At 62.9% G+C, this 15,233-nt stretch carries 21 protein-coding genes and 1 pseudogene; 14 read left to right on the forward strand and 8 right to left on the reverse strand.

Annotated features, from left to right (window positions below; translation table 11 throughout):
- Positions 1-44: 44 nt before the first annotated feature.
- From HNP47_RS08065 to HNP47_RS16370, 4 genes are all read right to left on the reverse strand, one after another.
- Positions 45-338: a putative quinol monooxygenase gene (locus HNP47_RS08065; protein ID WP_184279030.1), complete on the reverse strand. Its 294-nt coding sequence runs from the start codon at positions 336-338 to the stop codon at positions 45-47.
- A 109-nt stretch (positions 339-447) separates the two neighbouring features.
- Positions 448-1,176: an SDR family oxidoreductase gene (locus tag HNP47_RS08070; RefSeq protein WP_184279153.1), complete on the reverse strand. Its 729-nt coding sequence runs from the start codon at positions 1,174-1,176 to the stop codon at positions 448-450.
- Between the two features lie 481 nt (positions 1,177-1,657).
- On the reverse strand, positions 1,658-2,353 hold the full coding sequence (locus HNP47_RS08075; protein ID WP_184279031.1) for a Crp/Fnr family transcriptional regulator: 696 nt from the start codon (positions 2,351-2,353) through the stop codon (positions 1,658-1,660).
- 302 nt (positions 2,354-2,655) lie between these two features.
- Positions 2,656-3,237, reverse strand: coding sequence for a manganese catalase family protein (locus HNP47_RS16370; protein ID WP_260394652.1), 582 nt, complete (start codon positions 3,235-3,237; stop codon positions 2,656-2,658).
- Between the two features lie 249 nt (positions 3,238-3,486).
- Between HNP47_RS16370 and HNP47_RS08085 the strand changes: the two genes are divergently transcribed.
- From HNP47_RS08085 to HNP47_RS08105, 5 genes are all read left to right on the forward strand, one after another.
- Complete coding sequence (locus tag HNP47_RS08085) at positions 3,487-4,032, forward strand: hemerythrin domain-containing protein (RefSeq protein WP_184279032.1); 546 nt, start codon at positions 3,487-3,489, stop codon at positions 4,030-4,032.
- 33 nt (positions 4,033-4,065) lie between these two features.
- On the forward strand, positions 4,066-4,632 hold the full coding sequence (locus tag HNP47_RS08090) for an SRPBCC family protein (RefSeq protein ID WP_184279033.1): 567 nt from the start codon (positions 4,066-4,068) through the stop codon (positions 4,630-4,632).
- Between the two features lie 17 nt (positions 4,633-4,649).
- Complete coding sequence (locus HNP47_RS08095) at positions 4,650-5,828, forward strand: zinc-dependent alcohol dehydrogenase (RefSeq protein WP_184279034.1); 1,179 nt, start codon at positions 4,650-4,652, stop codon at positions 5,826-5,828.
- A gap of 521 nt (positions 5,829-6,349) precedes the next feature.
- A complete protein-coding gene (locus HNP47_RS08100; RefSeq protein ID WP_184279035.1) occupies positions 6,350-6,496 on the forward strand; it encodes a hypothetical protein in 147 nt (48 codons plus the stop codon).
- 4 nt (positions 6,497-6,500) lie between these two features.
- Positions 6,501-7,274 (forward strand): exodeoxyribonuclease III, encoded by a 774-nt coding sequence (locus HNP47_RS08105; protein WP_184279036.1) that lies wholly within the window; start codon positions 6,501-6,503, stop codon positions 7,272-7,274.
- Positions 7,275-7,318: 44 nt separating this feature from the next.
- Here the strand turns inward: HNP47_RS08105 and HNP47_RS08110 are convergent, their stop codons facing one another.
- Both HNP47_RS08110 and dinB read right to left on the reverse strand, forming a co-directional pair.
- On the reverse strand, positions 7,319-7,879 hold the full coding sequence (locus HNP47_RS08110) for an alpha-ketoglutarate-dependent dioxygenase AlkB (RefSeq protein ID WP_311770048.1): 561 nt from the start codon (positions 7,877-7,879) through the stop codon (positions 7,319-7,321).
- Positions 7,876-8,949, reverse strand: a complete 1,074-nt coding sequence (dinB, locus tag HNP47_RS08115; protein ID WP_184279037.1) for a DNA polymerase IV — start codon at positions 8,947-8,949, stop codon at positions 7,876-7,878. Before dinB ends, HNP47_RS08110 begins: the two co-directional genes overlap by 4 nt.
- Before the next feature lie 5 nt (positions 8,950-8,954).
- Between dinB and HNP47_RS08120 the strand changes: the two genes are divergently transcribed.
- The 7 genes and pseudogenes from HNP47_RS08120 to HNP47_RS08150 all read left to right on the forward strand — a co-directional run bounded on the left by HNP47_RS08120 (position 8,955) and on the right by HNP47_RS08150 (position 13,491).
- Entirely contained in the window at positions 8,955-9,644 is a 690-nt protein-coding gene (locus tag HNP47_RS08120; protein WP_221414942.1) for a hypothetical protein, read from the forward strand.
- Positions 9,645-9,796: 152 nt separating this feature from the next.
- Positions 9,797-10,144, forward strand: a complete 348-nt coding sequence (locus HNP47_RS08125) for a hypothetical protein (protein WP_184279038.1) — start codon at positions 9,797-9,799, stop codon at positions 10,142-10,144.
- A 47-nt stretch (positions 10,145-10,191) separates the two neighbouring features.
- Positions 10,192-10,830 (forward strand): hypothetical protein, encoded by a 639-nt coding sequence (locus HNP47_RS08130; RefSeq protein WP_184279039.1) that lies wholly within the window; start codon positions 10,192-10,194, stop codon positions 10,828-10,830.
- A 230-nt stretch (positions 10,831-11,060) separates the two neighbouring features.
- Positions 11,061-11,581: pseudogene (locus HNP47_RS16575) on the forward strand (DUF2252 family protein).
- Between the two features lie 200 nt (positions 11,582-11,781).
- Entirely contained in the window at positions 11,782-12,336 is a 555-nt protein-coding gene (locus HNP47_RS08140; RefSeq protein ID WP_184279040.1) for a hypothetical protein, read from the forward strand.
- A 1-nt stretch (position 12,337) separates the two neighbouring features.
- Positions 12,338-12,784, forward strand: a complete 447-nt coding sequence (locus HNP47_RS08145) for a hypothetical protein (protein WP_184279041.1) — start codon at positions 12,338-12,340, stop codon at positions 12,782-12,784.
- Complete coding sequence (locus tag HNP47_RS08150; RefSeq protein ID WP_184279042.1) at positions 12,784-13,491, forward strand: SOS response-associated peptidase; 708 nt, start codon at positions 12,784-12,786, stop codon at positions 13,489-13,491. Before HNP47_RS08145 ends, HNP47_RS08150 begins: the two co-directional genes overlap by 1 nt.
- A 25-nt stretch (positions 13,492-13,516) precedes the next feature.
- Here HNP47_RS08150 and HNP47_RS08155 read toward each other — a convergent pair whose 3' ends face one another.
- Together HNP47_RS08155 and HNP47_RS08160 are read right to left on the reverse strand one after the other, a co-directional pair.
- Positions 13,517-13,957, reverse strand: a complete 441-nt coding sequence (locus tag HNP47_RS08155) for a DUF1810 domain-containing protein (protein ID WP_184279043.1) — start codon at positions 13,955-13,957, stop codon at positions 13,517-13,519.
- On the reverse strand, positions 13,954-14,244 hold the full coding sequence (locus tag HNP47_RS08160) for a hypothetical protein (protein ID WP_311770049.1): 291 nt from the start codon (positions 14,242-14,244) through the stop codon (positions 13,954-13,956). Before HNP47_RS08160 ends, HNP47_RS08155 begins: the two co-directional genes overlap by 4 nt.
- 43 nt (positions 14,245-14,287) lie before the next feature.
- Here HNP47_RS08160 and HNP47_RS08165 point away from each other — a divergent pair, with 43 nt between their 5' ends.
- The gene (locus HNP47_RS08165; protein WP_184279045.1) at positions 14,288-14,629 is read left to right on the forward strand and encodes a helix-turn-helix domain-containing protein; all 342 of its coding nucleotides are present in this window, start codon (positions 14,288-14,290) and stop codon (positions 14,627-14,629) included.
- A gap of 11 nt (positions 14,630-14,640) precedes the next feature.
- Positions 14,641-14,898, forward strand: coding sequence for a hypothetical protein (locus HNP47_RS08170; RefSeq protein WP_184279046.1), 258 nt, complete (start codon positions 14,641-14,643; stop codon positions 14,896-14,898).
- Positions 14,899-15,233: the final 335 nt, after the last annotated feature.

Raw genomic sequence — 15,233 nt, forward strand, 5'->3', positions numbered from 1 at the left:
CTCCAACCCGGGCGGTGAGAGCGACGCGGGTGCCGATCGGTTGGCTATTTCGCGGCCAGCAGGGTGAACTTGTGAATCTGCGGCGGTTCAGAGAACAGTTCTTCTGCCTTCTCCATCAGTGCGGCGGCAACCTTGCCGTCAAGATGGGCCTGCCGATCCTCCTCTGTGTCGAACGTATCGAAGATCGCGTACGCACCTGGACCTTCCTCGATCGCATACCAGGTCAGAGTTCCCGCCTCGGCTTGAACGAGCGGCAATGCCGAAGTCAGGAAATCGGCGACATCACGCTCTTTTCCGGGCTTGGCCTTCAGCGGTACATACAGTGCAATTTTGGGCATAAATGACTCCTCAAGTGAAACGGACACATTATTCTGCAAAGTAACGGACAAGCGGGCCGATACGTTCCCCATGAGGCGGAGCACACGCGGCCCCGCCTCCTCGTCGAAATCAGAACTGCTGTGCGGTCGGACGGATGACAATTGCGTTGACGTCGACGTCATCAGGTTGTTCGACAGCGAACGCGATAGCACGCGCCACCGATGCCGCCGGGATGGCCTGCTTGTAGAAGTCCAGCACCGTCTCGGCAGCCGTGCCAGAGGTCGTGAACTTCAAATCGCTTTCGACAGCTCCTGGCTCGATTGACGTGACCCGGACCTTTTCCCCCACCTCGTGGCGCAAGCCCTCGCTGATCGCGCTGACGGCGAACTTGGTGCCGGAGTAGACCGTGCCGCCTGGTGCGAAGACCTTGATGCCCGCAACCGAGCTCAGGTTGATGATGTGGCCGCTGCCCTGCTCGAGAAAACCGGGAAGGGCCGCCGCGATACCGTAGAGCGTACCCTTCAGATTGACGTCGATCATCTGGTCCCACTCGTCGGTGTTGACCTCGGCCATCGGACGGATTGGCATCAGCCCGGCGTTGTTGATCAGCACGTCGAGGCGGCCAAAGTCGGCAATGACTGCGGCGACGACGGACTGGACCGCCGATTTGTCGGTTACGTCCAGCGCGTAGCTACATGCCGTGCCGCCAACTACGGCGATGTCCGCGACGACCTCGTCGAGCCTATCCTTGTGCCGCGCGGCGATGGCCACCTGGGCGCTGCGTTGCGCGAGAAGACGCGCGGTTTCCGCGCCGATGCCGGTGCTGCCGCCCGTAATGAGAACGACCTTGCCTTCGATACCCTTGGTCCTGACTGTATTCCTTTAAGTCAGTCGTTGATTTTCGTCGGATCGCGGCCCCGCGCCAGCCATAGGCGCTTAGATGAATGGGGCCCAAGAGCCCGCGAAGCGCAGGTGCCAACAAGCCGGTCATTCGCAGCACATCTGTGTCGAACACCTTTACAAGCCGTGCCGTACCCACCCGCTGTTATGGCGAGAACGAGGCACCCGTTTCAAAGCCCCGTTCGAAGTTGCGTTCGAAGATGTCGCGAAGATCCTCGAAGGGCGTCAGGGCGTGGCGTAGTGGGCAATGCATCGCGGATGTGGATGCGGCTGAGGCGCCGCCCTCGTCAGACTTGATCGCAAAGCTTGTTCACGCGGGGATCTACGTGTTCGGCGCGCCGTTCCAGGACCCGTAACCGGCGACTCTTTCCTCGCCACGGGGAGCCGGCGTCTGGTTACCCCTAATCGAACAAGCGTCGGCGTCAGTCCGCCTGAGCCGTTATCGTTTTCGCAATGCTGGAAATGTCGGGCGATAGCGGCAGCAGGCCGCACTCGCCAGCACGCCCTCGTCCTTCAAAAGAATTCGTCCCCGCACGGTGCGTAGGGCGCCGGCGGCGCGAAGGCTCTGACAAGCCTGATTGATGCTGGATCGGCGCAGGCTCAGCAACTCGCCGATATTGGCTTGAGACAAGGCGATCTCGGATCGACCACTGGCGCGGTGAACATCCAGAAGAAAGCTTGCAACGCGAGCGACCGCGCCATGGGCCATGGCGCACCGCAGACGCGTCTCCATCGACTTTAGTCGCTCCGCTCCGCCGGCAAGTAGTAATCGAAAGCCTTCTTCGCCCGCTTCGGAACAGAATGCCGACACGGACGCCTGATACAGCGACCCGTCCGTCAGCCACAGACCTTGGCTTCCGCCGCCGATGTCGATCAGGTCGCCCGCCGCTGCCACGCCGCAATAGGTTCCCCGATTCCCGCTATCGAGAAGAAGGCATCCCTCCAATACAACGGCGATCTCACCCTCCGGGCGATAGACATCACCCGACCTTACGGAGCGGATCTGGCCAAGCCGCAGAGCTCGGCTTCGACTGTCGAAGGACAGCTCGCCGAACGCCCGCCAGAGCGACAGGATTTCCTCGCGTGGCTCAACAATAGGCGAGGCCTCGCCGGACGGTGTCGAAGGTTCGAGCATGAGTATATCCTGCGACTGTCCGGCGGCGGCGCATTTACATGGGTTAATCCAGGACGTCGTCCTCGACCAGCTCTGTTGTCGTACCCGCGCCAGGCCCCGCGCCCAGATCCGCTCCGGTCACAGGATTGGCGTCTGGATCGGACGCCGTTCGGGCGCAAAGGCCTGGACGGCAGCGGCGTCCAGCTCGCCCAACGAAACGCTCGCGGATCCGTCGCCCCGTCCACGGCGCCCTGCTGTTCACGGTCGTCGATGAACTCCCACTGCGCTCCTTCATTCCAGGGACCGCGGACATCGCCCTCCCCTTAGGACATGTCGTAGTATTTGTCAGCGAAGGCAGGCAGGCCGACCAGCTTGTCTGCCGGGAAGTTCGGCTCCATGGCGTAGAGCGCCTTCTCGAAAGACTTCTGATGCGCCACTTCGCGCGTCATCAGGAAGTTCAACGCGTCCTTCACGCCGGGATCGTCCGTGCAGTTGATCAGGCGTTCATAGACGATCTTGGCTCGGGACACGGCGGCGATGTTGGAGCGTAGGTCGCAGGCGGGATCGCCGATCGAGTCGATGTAGGCGGCAGTCCACGGGACACCGGCGGAATTGATCAGGGCAGGCGCGCCGCCATAGAGAATGGAGGTCGTATGGCTTTCACCGCCGCTGTTCAGCGAGGCGTACAGATCCGCCTCTTGCATCGCGGCTTCAGCCATTTGGCCTTTCACGCCTCGGTTCAGCATGGACACGATCGAGCCGATGACCTCGAGGTGGCTCAACTCTTCCGAGGTGACGTCGAGCAGCAAGTCTCTGCGGCCCGGATCTTCATCCGCCAAAGCCTGGGTGAAGTGGCGCATGGCGGCGGCGAGCTCGCCTTGCGGCCCTCCGAATCGCTCAAGCATCAGAGTGGCGAGACCGCGGTTGGCTTAGGACACCCGAACCGTATACATCAGTCGCTTATTGTGCATGAACATGGTTGACTCCCACGAGTTGGAGCCTGGCAAACCGAAACAGTCTTGAGACTGTTCCCAAGGTCTCTTTTCCGACCTTTAGTAGTTCACCAGGTCCGAAGCCACGGGCTGTGCCCGCTATTGGACAGTCGGAACAGACGCCCATGGGAGGGTATTCAACCTTCTTTCACGGGAGGTTTGATGTCCCTCATCGACAAATCGCTCGCCGCCGTCACCCCGCAGCCTGACGACGAGACGCGCAAGGCGGTGACGGAAAAGGCCCGCGCCGCCTCACAGGCGGGAGATTGGCTTTCGCTAGTGCTCGATCACCACGACGCTATCCGCGCGGCCTTCGCCAGCGGCCGAACCGCCAAGACCGCCGTCGAAAGAAACGCCGCTCGCGATGCGCTCGCGGTCGTGCTCAACGGCCATGCGCTGGCCGAGGAGCTGGTCCTCTATCCCGCCCTCGGTCAGGCCGGCGAAAAGATGCACGCGGCCCACGCCTATCTCGAGCAGACGACGACGAAGGCTCAGATGGCGGAGCTTGAAAACATCGCGCCCTCAAAGCCCGCCTGGCTGGAAAAATGGGCCCACATCGAAGGCGCCGTTCTCACCCATATGTTCGAAGAAGAGAGCGATTGGTTCCTGACCCTGAAGGCCAAGGGTCACCACCAGGTCCGTCTGGCCTCGCGTTACGCCGAAGAGTTCGAACGCTACGCTGGCGCGCCCCAGTCTCGAGCCGCCTGATCCCGACCGTTTAACATCAAGGAGGCATCGACGATGTCCGCCCCCCTCTCAACCGACGCCGACGTCCAATCCCCAGCCTTCCATGACGACGATTATGTGGAGGGCGCCTATGACGCCACCAGCGTCCGCGCCGTCATGATCAATCGGCCGCGTCAGGCGCTGTATGAGTATTGGCGCGACTTTCGAAACCTGCCCAGTTTCATGGAGAATGTGAGGTCGGTGGATCTTCTGGACGACCTCCGATCGAGCTGGAGCGTCGCCGGCCCGGCCGGTGCGGAGATCGAGCTTGTCAGCGAGATCACCGAAGATCGTCCCGGCGAGTACATCGCCTGGCGCTCCACAGAAGACAGCGACGTCGATCACCAAGGCTGGATCGAGTTTCGCGACAACGCCTTCGGCCGCGGAACCGAGGTGCGTGTCCTGATCAGCTACGACCCGCCGGCGGGCGCCGTCGGCAAATTGGTCGCCAAGGTGATGCAGCGCGAGCCCCGGGTGCAGGCCCGGCGCGAGCTGCGACGTTTCAAACAGCTGATGGAGACGGGCGAAATCGCGACGTCCAAGGCTCCCGACGCGGCGCCGCGCGCCGACCGTCATTTCTGATCCAGGAAGGAATTCCCATGCGCGCCCTGACTTGGCACGGCAAACACAATGTTCAGGTGGACACGGTCCCCGATCCCCAGATCGTCAATCCCCGCGATGCGATCATCAAGATTACGGCGACCGCCATCTGCGGATCAGACCTGCACCTCTACGATAGCGTGATCCCCGGCATGTCCAATGGCGACATCCTCGGCCACGAGTTCATGGGCGAGGTCGTCGAGATCGGCCGTGGCAACACGAGCCTTCAGGTCGGCCAAAAGGTCGTCGTCCCCTTCGTGATCGCCTGCGGCTCCTGCTTCCATTGCGGCAAGCAGCAGTTCTCGGCCTGCGACAACTCCAATCCCGCCGACAAGTCCGACGCATCCGAGATCGCCTACGGTTACCCGGCTGCCGGGATGTTCGGCTATTCGCATCTGACCGGCGGCTATGCGGGCGGCCAGGCGGAATATGTCCGCGTCCCCTATTCCGACGTCGGCCCGATCGTGGTGCCGGACGGGATTGAGGATGAGCGGGTCCTGTTCCTGTCGGACATCTTCCCCACGGGTTGGATGGCGGCCGAAAACGCGGAGATCGAGCCCGGCGACACGGTGGCGATCTGGGGCTGCGGGCCCGTCGGTCTGTTCGCCATCAAGAGCGCCAGATTGATGGGCGCCGGCCGCATCATCGCCATCGATCATCATCCACGCCGACTGGAGCTCGCCAAGGCGAATGGCGCGGAAGTCCTCAACTATCATGAGGTCAAGGTTCGCGAAGCCCTGATGGAGATGACCGCCGGCATCGGGCCGGATGCCTGCATCGACGCCGTCGGCATGGAGGCGCATGGCTTTTCGCCCGACAACATCATCGATGCGGTGAAGCAGGAAACGAAGCTGGGAACGGATCGCCAACATGTCCTGCGCGAGACGATCATGGCGTGTCGCAAGGGAGGACGCGTTTCAATCCCCGGCGTGTATGGAGGGATTGGCGACAAGCTGCCGATCGGCGCCCTCATGCAGAAGGGTCTGACGATCAAGACCGGCCAGACCCATGTGCAGAAATACCTGCCGCAGCTCCTTGAGCTGGTCATGGACGGCAAGATCGACACGACGGATCTGATCAGCCATCGCCTGCCGCTTGAGCAGGCGCCAGAGGCTTACAAGAACTTCCACGACAATCCGAACGAATGGACGAAGGTGGTGCTGAAGCCGCACGGCTGATCGACGGCCTTCGTTTGAGCCCTACCGCCATGACACGATGGACAGCCAGACATCCGATCGCACCATAGCGAAGTCCGTGATTGTTTTCAGGCGATCTGGCAGGAACACGACAGGTTCGGCGAGCTTTTGGGTAGGCCATGACGATGAACCCGCTGCTCGCCGACCGCTCCAGATCCGGTTTCGGCCCACTCGCTACATCAGACGCTGACGGGAGCGCCGCCTGTGGGCAATACTGAGCAGGTCGTAACGGTTCTCGGCGATTCCCTGACCGGCCGGCTACGGCCTCAAGCCGGTTGAGAGCTTGCCGCGACAACTGGCGGCGCGACTGGCGACCCACACGCCCCCGGTTCGCATCATCGGCGCAGGCGTGTCCGGCGACACGACAACGGACGGTCTGAGACGGCTCGATCGGGACGTGCCGGCCCAGACGGATCTTTGCGTCGTCGCCCTGGTTCGGCGCCTACGCCTGGGCGTTCGACGCAGTCTACCCCGAGGTCGCTCGAACGGCGAACGCGCCCCTGATGCCGTTCCTGATGGACGGTGTCGCGCTGCACCCAGCCTATGTCTTACCGGACCGGATCCATCCCAACGCCGCCGGCGTGGGGAGGATGGCCGACGCCCTCGCCTCCCATGTGCGCGCTGCTTTGGCGGCCTTGCGGACGCCGTGACGGGATGCGGCTCGTCACCTTCAACATCAACGGCGTCAATCGTCGCCTGCCCAACCTCCTCGGCTGGCTGGAACAGGTCCAGCCGGACGTGGTCTGCCTGCAGGAACTGAAGGCGGCCGACACGCAGTTCCCAGCCGCCGAGCTCGAGGCGGCCGGCTATAGCGCGGTCTGGGTCGGCGAACCGCGCTGGAACGGCGTCGCCATCCTGAGCCGGATCGGCGCGCCGGTCGTGACCCGACGCCGGCTGCCCGGCGCCGCCGACGACCGACAGGCCCGTTATATTGAGGCGGCAGTCAATGGCGTGTTGATCGGCTGCCTCTATTGGCCCAACGGCAATCCCAGGCCCGGGCCCAAGTTCGACTACAAGCTTGCCTGGGCCGACCGGCTGATCGCCCATGCGGGGACCCTCTACGCCACTGCAGCGCCGGTCGTGCTCGCCGGCGACTACAATGTCGTCCCGACCAACGCCGACATCTACAACACCCGTTCGTGGAAGGCCGACGCCCTGCTTCAGCCCGAGAGCCGCGCGGCCTTCAAGCGCCTGCTGGACCAGGGCTGGACCGACGCCCTGCGCGAGCGTTTCCCGCACGATCCGCCGCCCTGGACCTTCTGGTCCTATTTCCGCGAGGCCTGGTGCCGCGACGCCGGTCTGCGGATCGACCATGTGCTGCTCAACGGTCTCGCGGCCGAACGGCTGACCGACGCCGGCGTCGATCGCGCGGTGCGCGGCGCCGAGGGCGCGAGCGACCACGCGCCGGTCTGGATCGAGCTTGCCTGACCCAGCCGATCCGGACCGCTGGACGTCAGTCGACCCAACAATCGTCAAGCCGTCAGGGTCCGGAAGGTCATGGAATAGCGCAAGGCTGTCATAGGTGTGATAGAATGCTCCCAAGCAGCGCGCGCCTCTCCTGACAGGCGATAGACCGAGCCGCTCGCCAGCGCCGCATTTCGACGCAGGAAGCCCGCCCCCTGGCGACGGCGCAGCCGCATCACGCAGGGCGCAAGTAAGGACACGCCCAGGATTTCCCCATAGACGGCGCGGTCGCGATGCCAGCCGATGCCGGCGCCCGGCGCATATTCATTGACCAGAACCTGCACAAAGGCCGCGCCGTTCAGATCGAGGCGGCCCGCCAAGCGCGCCATTAAGGTCGAGAGAAACGCCGGCCAACCCGCGCCATCACCCCCGCGGTCGAAGGCGGCGATCCGGCGATGACCCAGGTAGCCCAGATGTTCATAGGGTTTGAACGCCAGAGTCTGGAGCGCGGCGACAAGCGCGGCCTGTTCAGGCGCCGACAGGACGCCGGCCCAATAGTCAAAGCCCGCCACCACGGGCGTGCGCGCGGGTGCATCGTCGAACAGGTCGATTTGCGATAGTTCGGTCACGCCAGGACCAGTTGGTTCGCCGCGGCGCCGGTCGTCTCCAGATTGGACAGGCTTACCCCGACCAGGCGCACGCCCCGGCTTGGCGGGTAGAGGGACCGGACCAGCACCCGACTGACCTCGTGCAGGGCTTGGCGGGAGGCCACAGGCTCGGACAGGGACCGGCTTCGCGTCGATTGCTGGAAGTCCGCCCATTTGACCTTGACGGTGACCGTCCGTCCCCGGCTGCCGGTCTTCTCGCACCAGGCCCAGACATCGTCGGCCATGGCCATTACCCCGGCCTCGATCGCGTCCGGATCGGTCCGGTCGGAGGCGAAGGTGGTTTCCGAACCGCTCGACTTGCGGGTCCGGTCGGGATTGACCGGACGATCGTCCTCGCCGCGGGCGATGGCGTAATACCAGGGCCCGGACTTGCCGAAATGATGCTGGAGAAAGGCTCGGGATTGGCGGCGCAGATCCGCGCCGGTGCGGATCCCCAGCCCTTCCAACTTCGCGGCCGTCACCGGCCCCACGCCGTGGAAGCGCCTGACCGGCAAATCCTCGACGAAGGCCTCGCCACGCCCGGGCGCCACGACAAACTGGCCGTTCGGCTTGTTCTGGTCCGACGCCAGCTTGGCCAGAAACTTGTTGTACGAAATCCCGGCCGAGGCCGTCAGGCCGGTCTCCTCGAGGATCCGCCGCCGAATCGCCTCCGCCGTCGCCGAGGCGGTCCCCAGGCCGCGCCGATCTGAAGTCACATCGAGATAGGCCTCGTCCAGCGACAGGGGCTCGATCAGGTCGGTGTAGTCGGCGAAGATCGCATGGATTTGCGCCGAGACCGCGCGATAGACCTCGAAGCGCGGCGGGGCGAAGACGAGGTCCGGGCATTTGCGCAGGGCGGTTGTGGAGGGCATGGCCGAGCGCACCCCGAACCGCCGCGCCTCATAGCTGGCGGCGGCGACCACGCCGCGCGCCGCCGCATGACCGACAGCCACGGGCCGGCCGCGCAGGGCGGGATCATCCCTCTGCTCGACCGAGGCGAAGAAGGCGTCCATGTCCACATGGACGATCTTGCGGGTGGCGACGCCGGACATGCAGCGTGCATATCAAGACGAGAACGAAAAGAAAACATTTGTCCAAGGCGGCGCTTGCCAACGGGTGCGCCCGGGTACTGTCCGGAAGACCAAACCCCTGCTCAATCCTGATGTCCTACGTCGAGCTTCAAGCCACTTCGCACTTGCTGCCGCCGAAGCCCACGACCAGAAGCGATCCGGGCCTGAAACCGATGACGCCCGGACGGGAAGTGGTCGAAGACTACAGCCACATCGGCCTGACATTGCGCGACCATCCGCTGAGCTTCCTGCGCGGCGATCTGCAAGCCCGGCACGTCATGACCTGCGTTGATGGGACGGCCCTGCGCGACGGCCGCCTGACACGTGTGGCGGGCCTCGTGCTGGTCCGTCAGAAGCCCGGCAAGGGAGGCATGTTCATCACCATTGAAGACGAGACCGGCGTGGCCAATCTGGTCATCTGGCCCAGCCTCGATGAGCGTGAGGGCGACGTCGTCCACATCGTCGCGACCAAACTTCACGACGCATCGGGTTTGCTCGCTTCGGTCGGCGACCGTGGCGAGGCCTTCCCCCTGCCCGATGGACGGGGCGACGAATTCCATCGTGGGGCTTCGCCGGATGCGCGTGATGCGCCCTCTCGCGCGATCATGGTCCGGGACATCTACATCCCCGATCTTCACCTCGATGCGATCAGACTAAAAACGCGGAATTTTCGCTAGCGAAGGGCCGACCCTCCATCGCCCGCGCCAGACTGACGATGCGCCGTACGGCACAGGTTCAGCCGCCTAATATATCGAGAGTATCAACCTTGGCCGTCGGAACGAACGCCGGCGGTGGTCCCTTTTGATGGCTCACCCTGAAAGGAAAACCCATGTTCAAAGCCGCCCTCGCCGTCTCGTTGACCGCCGTCTTGCTGACCGCCTGCGGAAACAACGAGCGGAGCGATGCGCCTGTCGAAGGCCCGGCCGTTTCCTCCGCCGAAGCGCCGATGAACCCGGCCGTCGACACCCAGGAGACGTCTGACAAGACGGCCCTGACGCCCGGCGCAAACTCCTTCACAGAAGGTCAGGCGAAAGCAGCGATCGAGAAACAAGGCTATGTCATCTCCGGCCCCCTGATGCAGGACGACCAGGGCATATGGAAGGGCCAGGCCACCCGTTCGGGCGGCGAACCCGTCACCGTTTCGGTCGATTACAAGGGCGTCGTGTCGCCCCAATAATCACAGCCTGATTTCCACCTCACTCAAACAATCCAAAGGACCCCATCATGGCCACCGTCACCCGGCTGTTCGACAGCCACACAGAAGCCCTGGACGCCGTCTCGAAACTCGAGTCCTCCGGCGTTCACCACGACAAGATCAGCATTGTGTCAAACAACGCCGACAACTGGCATTCCGTATCCCGCGATCACAAGGCCGGCCCTCTAGGCGATCGTAATGGCGACGGCGAAAACGATGTCGCCGATGGCGCCGGCAAGGGCGCGACCACCGGCGGTCTGCTCGGCGCCGGCGCGGGCGTCCTTGCGGGCCTCGGCATGCTCGCCATTCCGGGCCTCGGCCCGGTCGTCGCCGCGGGTTGGCTCGCTTCGACGGCGGTCAGCGCGGCGGTCGGCGCCGCAGCCGGCGGCGCGACGGGCGGCCTCCTCGGCGCCCTGAAGGAATCCGGTCACAGCGACGAAGAAGCGAACGTCTATTCGGAAGGCGTTCGTCGTGGGGGTACGCTCGTCAGCATCAAGGCCGACGGCGACGAGGCGCAACAAATTCAAGCCATCCTGGACGGCAGCCGCGGTTACGACGCCGCCACGCGCGGTGAAGCCTATCGCCAATCGGGCTGGTCTGGCTTCGATGCGGACGCCAAGCCCTACACGTCTGAGCAGATCATCAAGGAACGCGCCCGGTATCGATAAGCCGGTCTCGCGGCTCGGCTGAGCCGAGTGGGACGAGTCAGAACGGCCCGACGTCATCGACGCCGGGCCGTTGTTCCACGTCGCTTTTGAGTCGGTTGCCTTTGAAAGCGGGTGTCTGAGATAAACTAAGCGCTCGCCTCGCGAATGGCGAAAGAAAGCCCATGTCTCGTCACGCTATACCCTCCGTCTCCGAGCGCGCGGCCAGCCTCAAACTGACCGGTCGACTGAAGATGGCGCGATCTGCCCACGCCTATGTGCGCGGCAACACCCAGCAGTTCTACGACTGGTTGGACGCCTCGCCGGCGGGGGTCCCTCAAGGGCCGCCGATCTGGATCTGCGGCGATTGCCACCTGGGGAATCTGGGTCCGTTCGCCGACGTCAGGGCGAGGTCGAGGTGCAGATTCGCGCCCTTGACCAGACGGTCATCGGGAACCCGGCGCACGACATTATCCGGTTGGGTCTGTCGCTGGCCTCCACAGCAAGGGATTCCAGCCTCCCGAGCGTTGCGACCGCTCGGATGCTCGAGCAGCTTATGCAGCGCTATGATCAAGGTCTTGAAATGAATCCTGACGACGGCTCCACCGACATTCTAAAGCCGCCGGGCGATCCGAACTCTGTTGAACGATCGATTAAGCGCCGCTCGTTCGGAACGCGCGCTGAGACGGCGTTTCTCAAGTTTTGTTATACATGTATGGCGAGAAAGCGTCTTCGGCCTGCGGCTTGTTCCAGTCAAAAGAGAACAGAGTCGTGACGAAGCACTCGACGATTGCTAGCGTAACCACCAGTCTACGGTGAGAGGTTCATCCGTGATGCTCCTGCGTAAGAAACCGCTTCGCGCAGAATAAGGTTTTGGAAACGTCGTTAACGAAAACCTTTGGGGCTTGGAGGTCGAACCGGTCATTATGTTTTTTAGAGGCAAGCTGATCGCGCAAAAAGTCACCCACGAGACTTATGGAGTTCGAACCGTTTCCGACCCATCAAAACGACCTACGCCTTGGGAGACGCAGCGGGCGCTTCACGGCTTGGGAAAATAAAGCGGCCAGCCGCACGGGGTGGTGGATTCAACCGGGCCGCCACCCTCTCAGGCCGGCCCCGCAGAACCAACTCCGATCCACCGCTAAGCGTTCCGGCAGTCCAAAAGACGACAAAGCCGCCGCTCTCGAAAGAACGGCGGCAGGGTTTGCGCAACACTTAGCGCCGACTTCGCGATCGGTCCGACTTCAAAATCGCTTTGGGCCGTGTCAGGTTCCGGTCCGGAGGTTTGAAACCATGACGACACGCAAGACCCTCATCAGATCGCGCGCCGGCGTTCGCCTTCAACGCATCGAGCATCTGGCTCGGCAGCAGGTGGTCCAGTCGTCCTGGCGGCTTTCAACCCTACGCCAGAACCAACCACGCTCGTTTGCCGATGAGACGGAAGCGGAGGACGCCTTTGACATGGAGGTCATCGCTTCGCTGACCGATCCCATCATCATGGACATGCAGCGTCGCGGACTGATCGACTGACATGGCGGCCAAGCTGAAGGTCTTCACCTGGTCCGACGGCTTCCATGCCTTCACCGTCGCCACAAGCTCGCGACCCAAGGCTTTGGAGGCCTGGGGCTCAAAGCAAGATCTGTTCGCAACCGGCCTGGCCAGCCAGCTTTCCGGCGGACCGGATTACGAGGCCGCCCTAGCCTCTCCTGGCGAGGTCGTCGAGCGCGGGCTTGCGATCGATGTCGGCAAGATCGGAAAGGCGAAACCCGCCAAACCTCGGGGACCATCCAAGGCGAAGGCCGCCAAAATCGAAAAGCTGCAGGCGGCGCTGGCCGATCTGGATCAACGCCATCAGGCGGTAAGGACTGATTTCGAAGAACGACAGGCCGCGCTGAATCAGGCGCGTCAGGAGGCGGAGACGACCTATGAGGCGGAGCGCAAATCCCTGGCTGCGGCTCTGAAAAAGGCCAAAGCCTGATGTGCAACCTGTACCGCCAACGCTCCGGCCCCCAAGCCATATTGGATGCGGCGAACGCCATGCGATCGACCGTCGGAAACCTCGCGCCGGGCGACGTTTATCCCGACTATCCCGCGCCGATCGTGCGCTGGGAGGGCGCAGAGCGCATTCTGGCTTCGGCGCGCTGGGGCATGCCGTCATCCCAGAAGATGATCTTCGACAATGCGACGAGACGTGCCGTCAAGCTAAGGGCCAAAGGCGGCGAGGTCGACTTTCAGAAAGTCCTCGAGTTCGAACCCGACAGCGGCACGACCAACGTCCGCAACACCAGCTCCGGCCATTGGCGCCCATATCTGTCGCCGGCATCTCGATGCCTGGTGCCTTTCACTGCCTTCAGCGAACCGGGCCGTGATGCGGCCCGAAAATACCAACCCGTCTGGTTCAAGCTTGCGGGAGACGAACCCAAGCCGCTCGCCTTCTTCGCCGGCATCCACCTCCAAGCCCACACGAGCGTCCGCAAGATCAAGACCGGCATGGAGACGATCGATGTCTTCGCCTTTCTGACGACCGAGCCTAACGCCGAGGTCGGCGCGGTTCACCCCAAGGCCATGCCGGTGATCCTGACGCAGTCCGACGAGATCGAGGCCTGGATGACGGCGCCGTGGGAGACGGCCAAGGCGCTGCAGCGCCCGCTGCCCGACGGCGCTTTGTCAGTTATCGACGCCTAGGCCACGTAAAGCCTCTGATAGTTGTTTAAAGACGATCCGGTCCCGTCCTGGCGGTCAACACAAGTTCTGCGGTCAACGGATCAGGCGAAAGGCCCCAGCGTGCGAGCGCCGCGTCGAACACGCTCGGATCGGCCGCCACGGCGGCGAATAGCGTCATCGATGATCGGAATTTGAGATCGTCGGGCGATCCGAACAGCTGAAGCACCGACGCCGCCGGCGCCGTGGTCGCGGTTTGGGCTGCGCGGATGAGACGCGCCCCTAAAACCGTATGAGCCAGGTAGGCCTGGGCCTCCTCGAGCGATCCCATGCCATAGAAGGCGGCTGTCGAAGACTGTCCCAGCGACCGGGCCTGGGGGAAGACAAACCACATCCAGTGGCTTGTCTTGCGACCCGCCGCGAGCTCGGCCATCGCCGTTTCGATCACGGGGTCTTGAGCTAGGACGAAACGGTCGAGTGCTGTGGTCATTCGGCCGTCTCGCCCAGACTGGCGAACCAGTCTGCATAGGTAGTGTTTCGCGCCATGTGTCGATTGAGATCCGGCGAGCCGTCGGTCCACCACACAGGGCCCCGCTCACCCAACCCCACCTTGGCCTTGTCGACGCTGCGCCGCGCTGCGGCCAAAGCGTCCGTATCCTCAGCCGCCAAGGCCGTCCGCACCGCCCGGCGCGCCGGCATGAGATCATGCACCAGTTCGTCTCTCGCCTCAGCCGACAGAGCGGGATTGGAGCACCGCCACAGCCGGCCACGCACCACATCAGACTCGCGACTTGGTCGAAACTCTGCAAAGAATGTGAGCATGGCGCACGGCACAGCTACAGAAATCGATGTTCAGATCGGCGGTATAATCCGAGATCGGCGAGCCGCTATCGGCATGACACAGGCGGAACTCGGCAAAGTCATCGGCGTCACCTTTCAACAGGTTCAAAAGTATGAGCGCGGCTTCAATCGCGTATCTGCAGCAACCCTGCTCAAGATAGCCAACGCTCTACAATGCAGCGTGGCAGACCTTTACAACGACCCCGATCCGAATGGCCGATCACATTCTGAGCGCGCCATTCTCAAACTTTGGGCGCAACTCCGTCAGCCGGAACGTGATGCTGTTGTTGGCATGATCCGAGAATTCATGCACAGAGAGTAGGAGCCGCTACCGTGACTTGTGCGCCCTCGACAACTTCGACATATTGCGAAGCCATGGTTTCGTATGATGATCTTGCCGCCGGTAGCGACATCCATATCGTCTTACATGTTTCAGGCGCGATTCTGATCCAGCCTTACCCAGATTGCGAAATCGAGTTTGATACGTTGGTAGCGCATCTCTACGAGATCGAGGACAGAAACTTCGCAATCGTCCCGAAAATCGGATCCGACAGCCTCTACGTGTCAGCCGAGGTCATGCGTCTGAACTGAAAAGATAGGCTTCGCTCGGACGATGAAGATTCATGGGTCAAATCGCTACCGGCGAGGCAGGGTAACGGCACGTCTTAGCCGATAACACTGCCTCTTGCCGGCGAAATAACAAACATGTCGGTTGGTGGTTGAATAGATTGCCGGCAAGCGCGTGGACTGTTGAAAGCGCGCGTGCCTATGGGCGAATATGGAAACTGTCTGCGCGATCGAGATGCCAAGCTGCACCGTAGAAGTCGCGGTTGACGTGACCCCCTGAAACTCCTCCAGGAATAGCTAGAGTCCGCCCAACGAAGGACGGACAGAATGAAGCGATCAAGGTTCACGGAAGAGCAAAT

The sequence above is a fragment of the Brevundimonas vesicularis genome (genome assembly GCF_014204545.1).
GTDB lineage: Bacteria > Pseudomonadota > Alphaproteobacteria > Caulobacterales > Caulobacteraceae > Brevundimonas > Brevundimonas vesicularis_B.

Excerpts from the sequence above, each read along its gene's own strand:
- HNP47_RS08065 (WP_184279030.1), bottom strand. The coding sequence starts at position 338 with ATGCCCAAAATTGCACTGTATGTACCGCTGAAGGCCAAGCCCGGAAAA.
- HNP47_RS08075 (WP_184279031.1), bottom strand. The coding sequence starts at position 2,353 with ATGCTCGAACCTTCGACACCGTCCGGCGAGGCCTCGCCTATTGTTGAG.
- HNP47_RS16370 (WP_260394652.1), bottom strand. The coding sequence starts at position 3,237 with ATGCTTGAGCGATTCGGAGGGCCGCAAGGCGAGCTCGCCGCCGCCATG.
- HNP47_RS08085 (WP_184279032.1), top strand. The coding sequence starts at position 3,487 with ATGTCCCTCATCGACAAATCGCTCGCCGCCGTCACCCCGCAGCCTGAC.
- HNP47_RS08090 (WP_184279033.1), top strand. The coding sequence starts at position 4,066 with ATGTCCGCCCCCCTCTCAACCGACGCCGACGTCCAATCCCCAGCCTTC.
- HNP47_RS08095 (WP_184279034.1), top strand. The coding sequence starts at position 4,650 with ATGCGCGCCCTGACTTGGCACGGCAAACACAATGTTCAGGTGGACACG.
- HNP47_RS08100 (WP_184279035.1), top strand. The coding sequence starts at position 6,350 with ATGCCGTTCCTGATGGACGGTGTCGCGCTGCACCCAGCCTATGTCTTA.
- HNP47_RS08105 (WP_184279036.1), top strand. The coding sequence starts at position 6,501 with ATGCGGCTCGTCACCTTCAACATCAACGGCGTCAATCGTCGCCTGCCC.
- dinB (WP_184279037.1), bottom strand. The coding sequence starts at position 8,949 with ATGTCCGGCGTCGCCACCCGCAAGATCGTCCATGTGGACATGGACGCC.
- HNP47_RS08125 (WP_184279038.1), top strand. The coding sequence starts at position 9,797 with ATGTTCAAAGCCGCCCTCGCCGTCTCGTTGACCGCCGTCTTGCTGACC.
- HNP47_RS08130 (WP_184279039.1), top strand. The coding sequence starts at position 10,192 with ATGGCCACCGTCACCCGGCTGTTCGACAGCCACACAGAAGCCCTGGAC.
- HNP47_RS08140 (WP_184279040.1), top strand. The coding sequence starts at position 11,782 with ATGGAGTTCGAACCGTTTCCGACCCATCAAAACGACCTACGCCTTGGG.
- HNP47_RS08145 (WP_184279041.1), top strand. The coding sequence starts at position 12,338 with ATGGCGGCCAAGCTGAAGGTCTTCACCTGGTCCGACGGCTTCCATGCC.
- HNP47_RS08150 (WP_184279042.1), top strand. The coding sequence starts at position 12,784 with ATGTGCAACCTGTACCGCCAACGCTCCGGCCCCCAAGCCATATTGGAT.
- HNP47_RS08155 (WP_184279043.1), bottom strand. The coding sequence starts at position 13,957 with ATGACCACAGCACTCGACCGTTTCGTCCTAGCTCAAGACCCCGTGATC.
- HNP47_RS08165 (WP_184279045.1), top strand. The coding sequence starts at position 14,288 with ATGGCGCACGGCACAGCTACAGAAATCGATGTTCAGATCGGCGGTATA.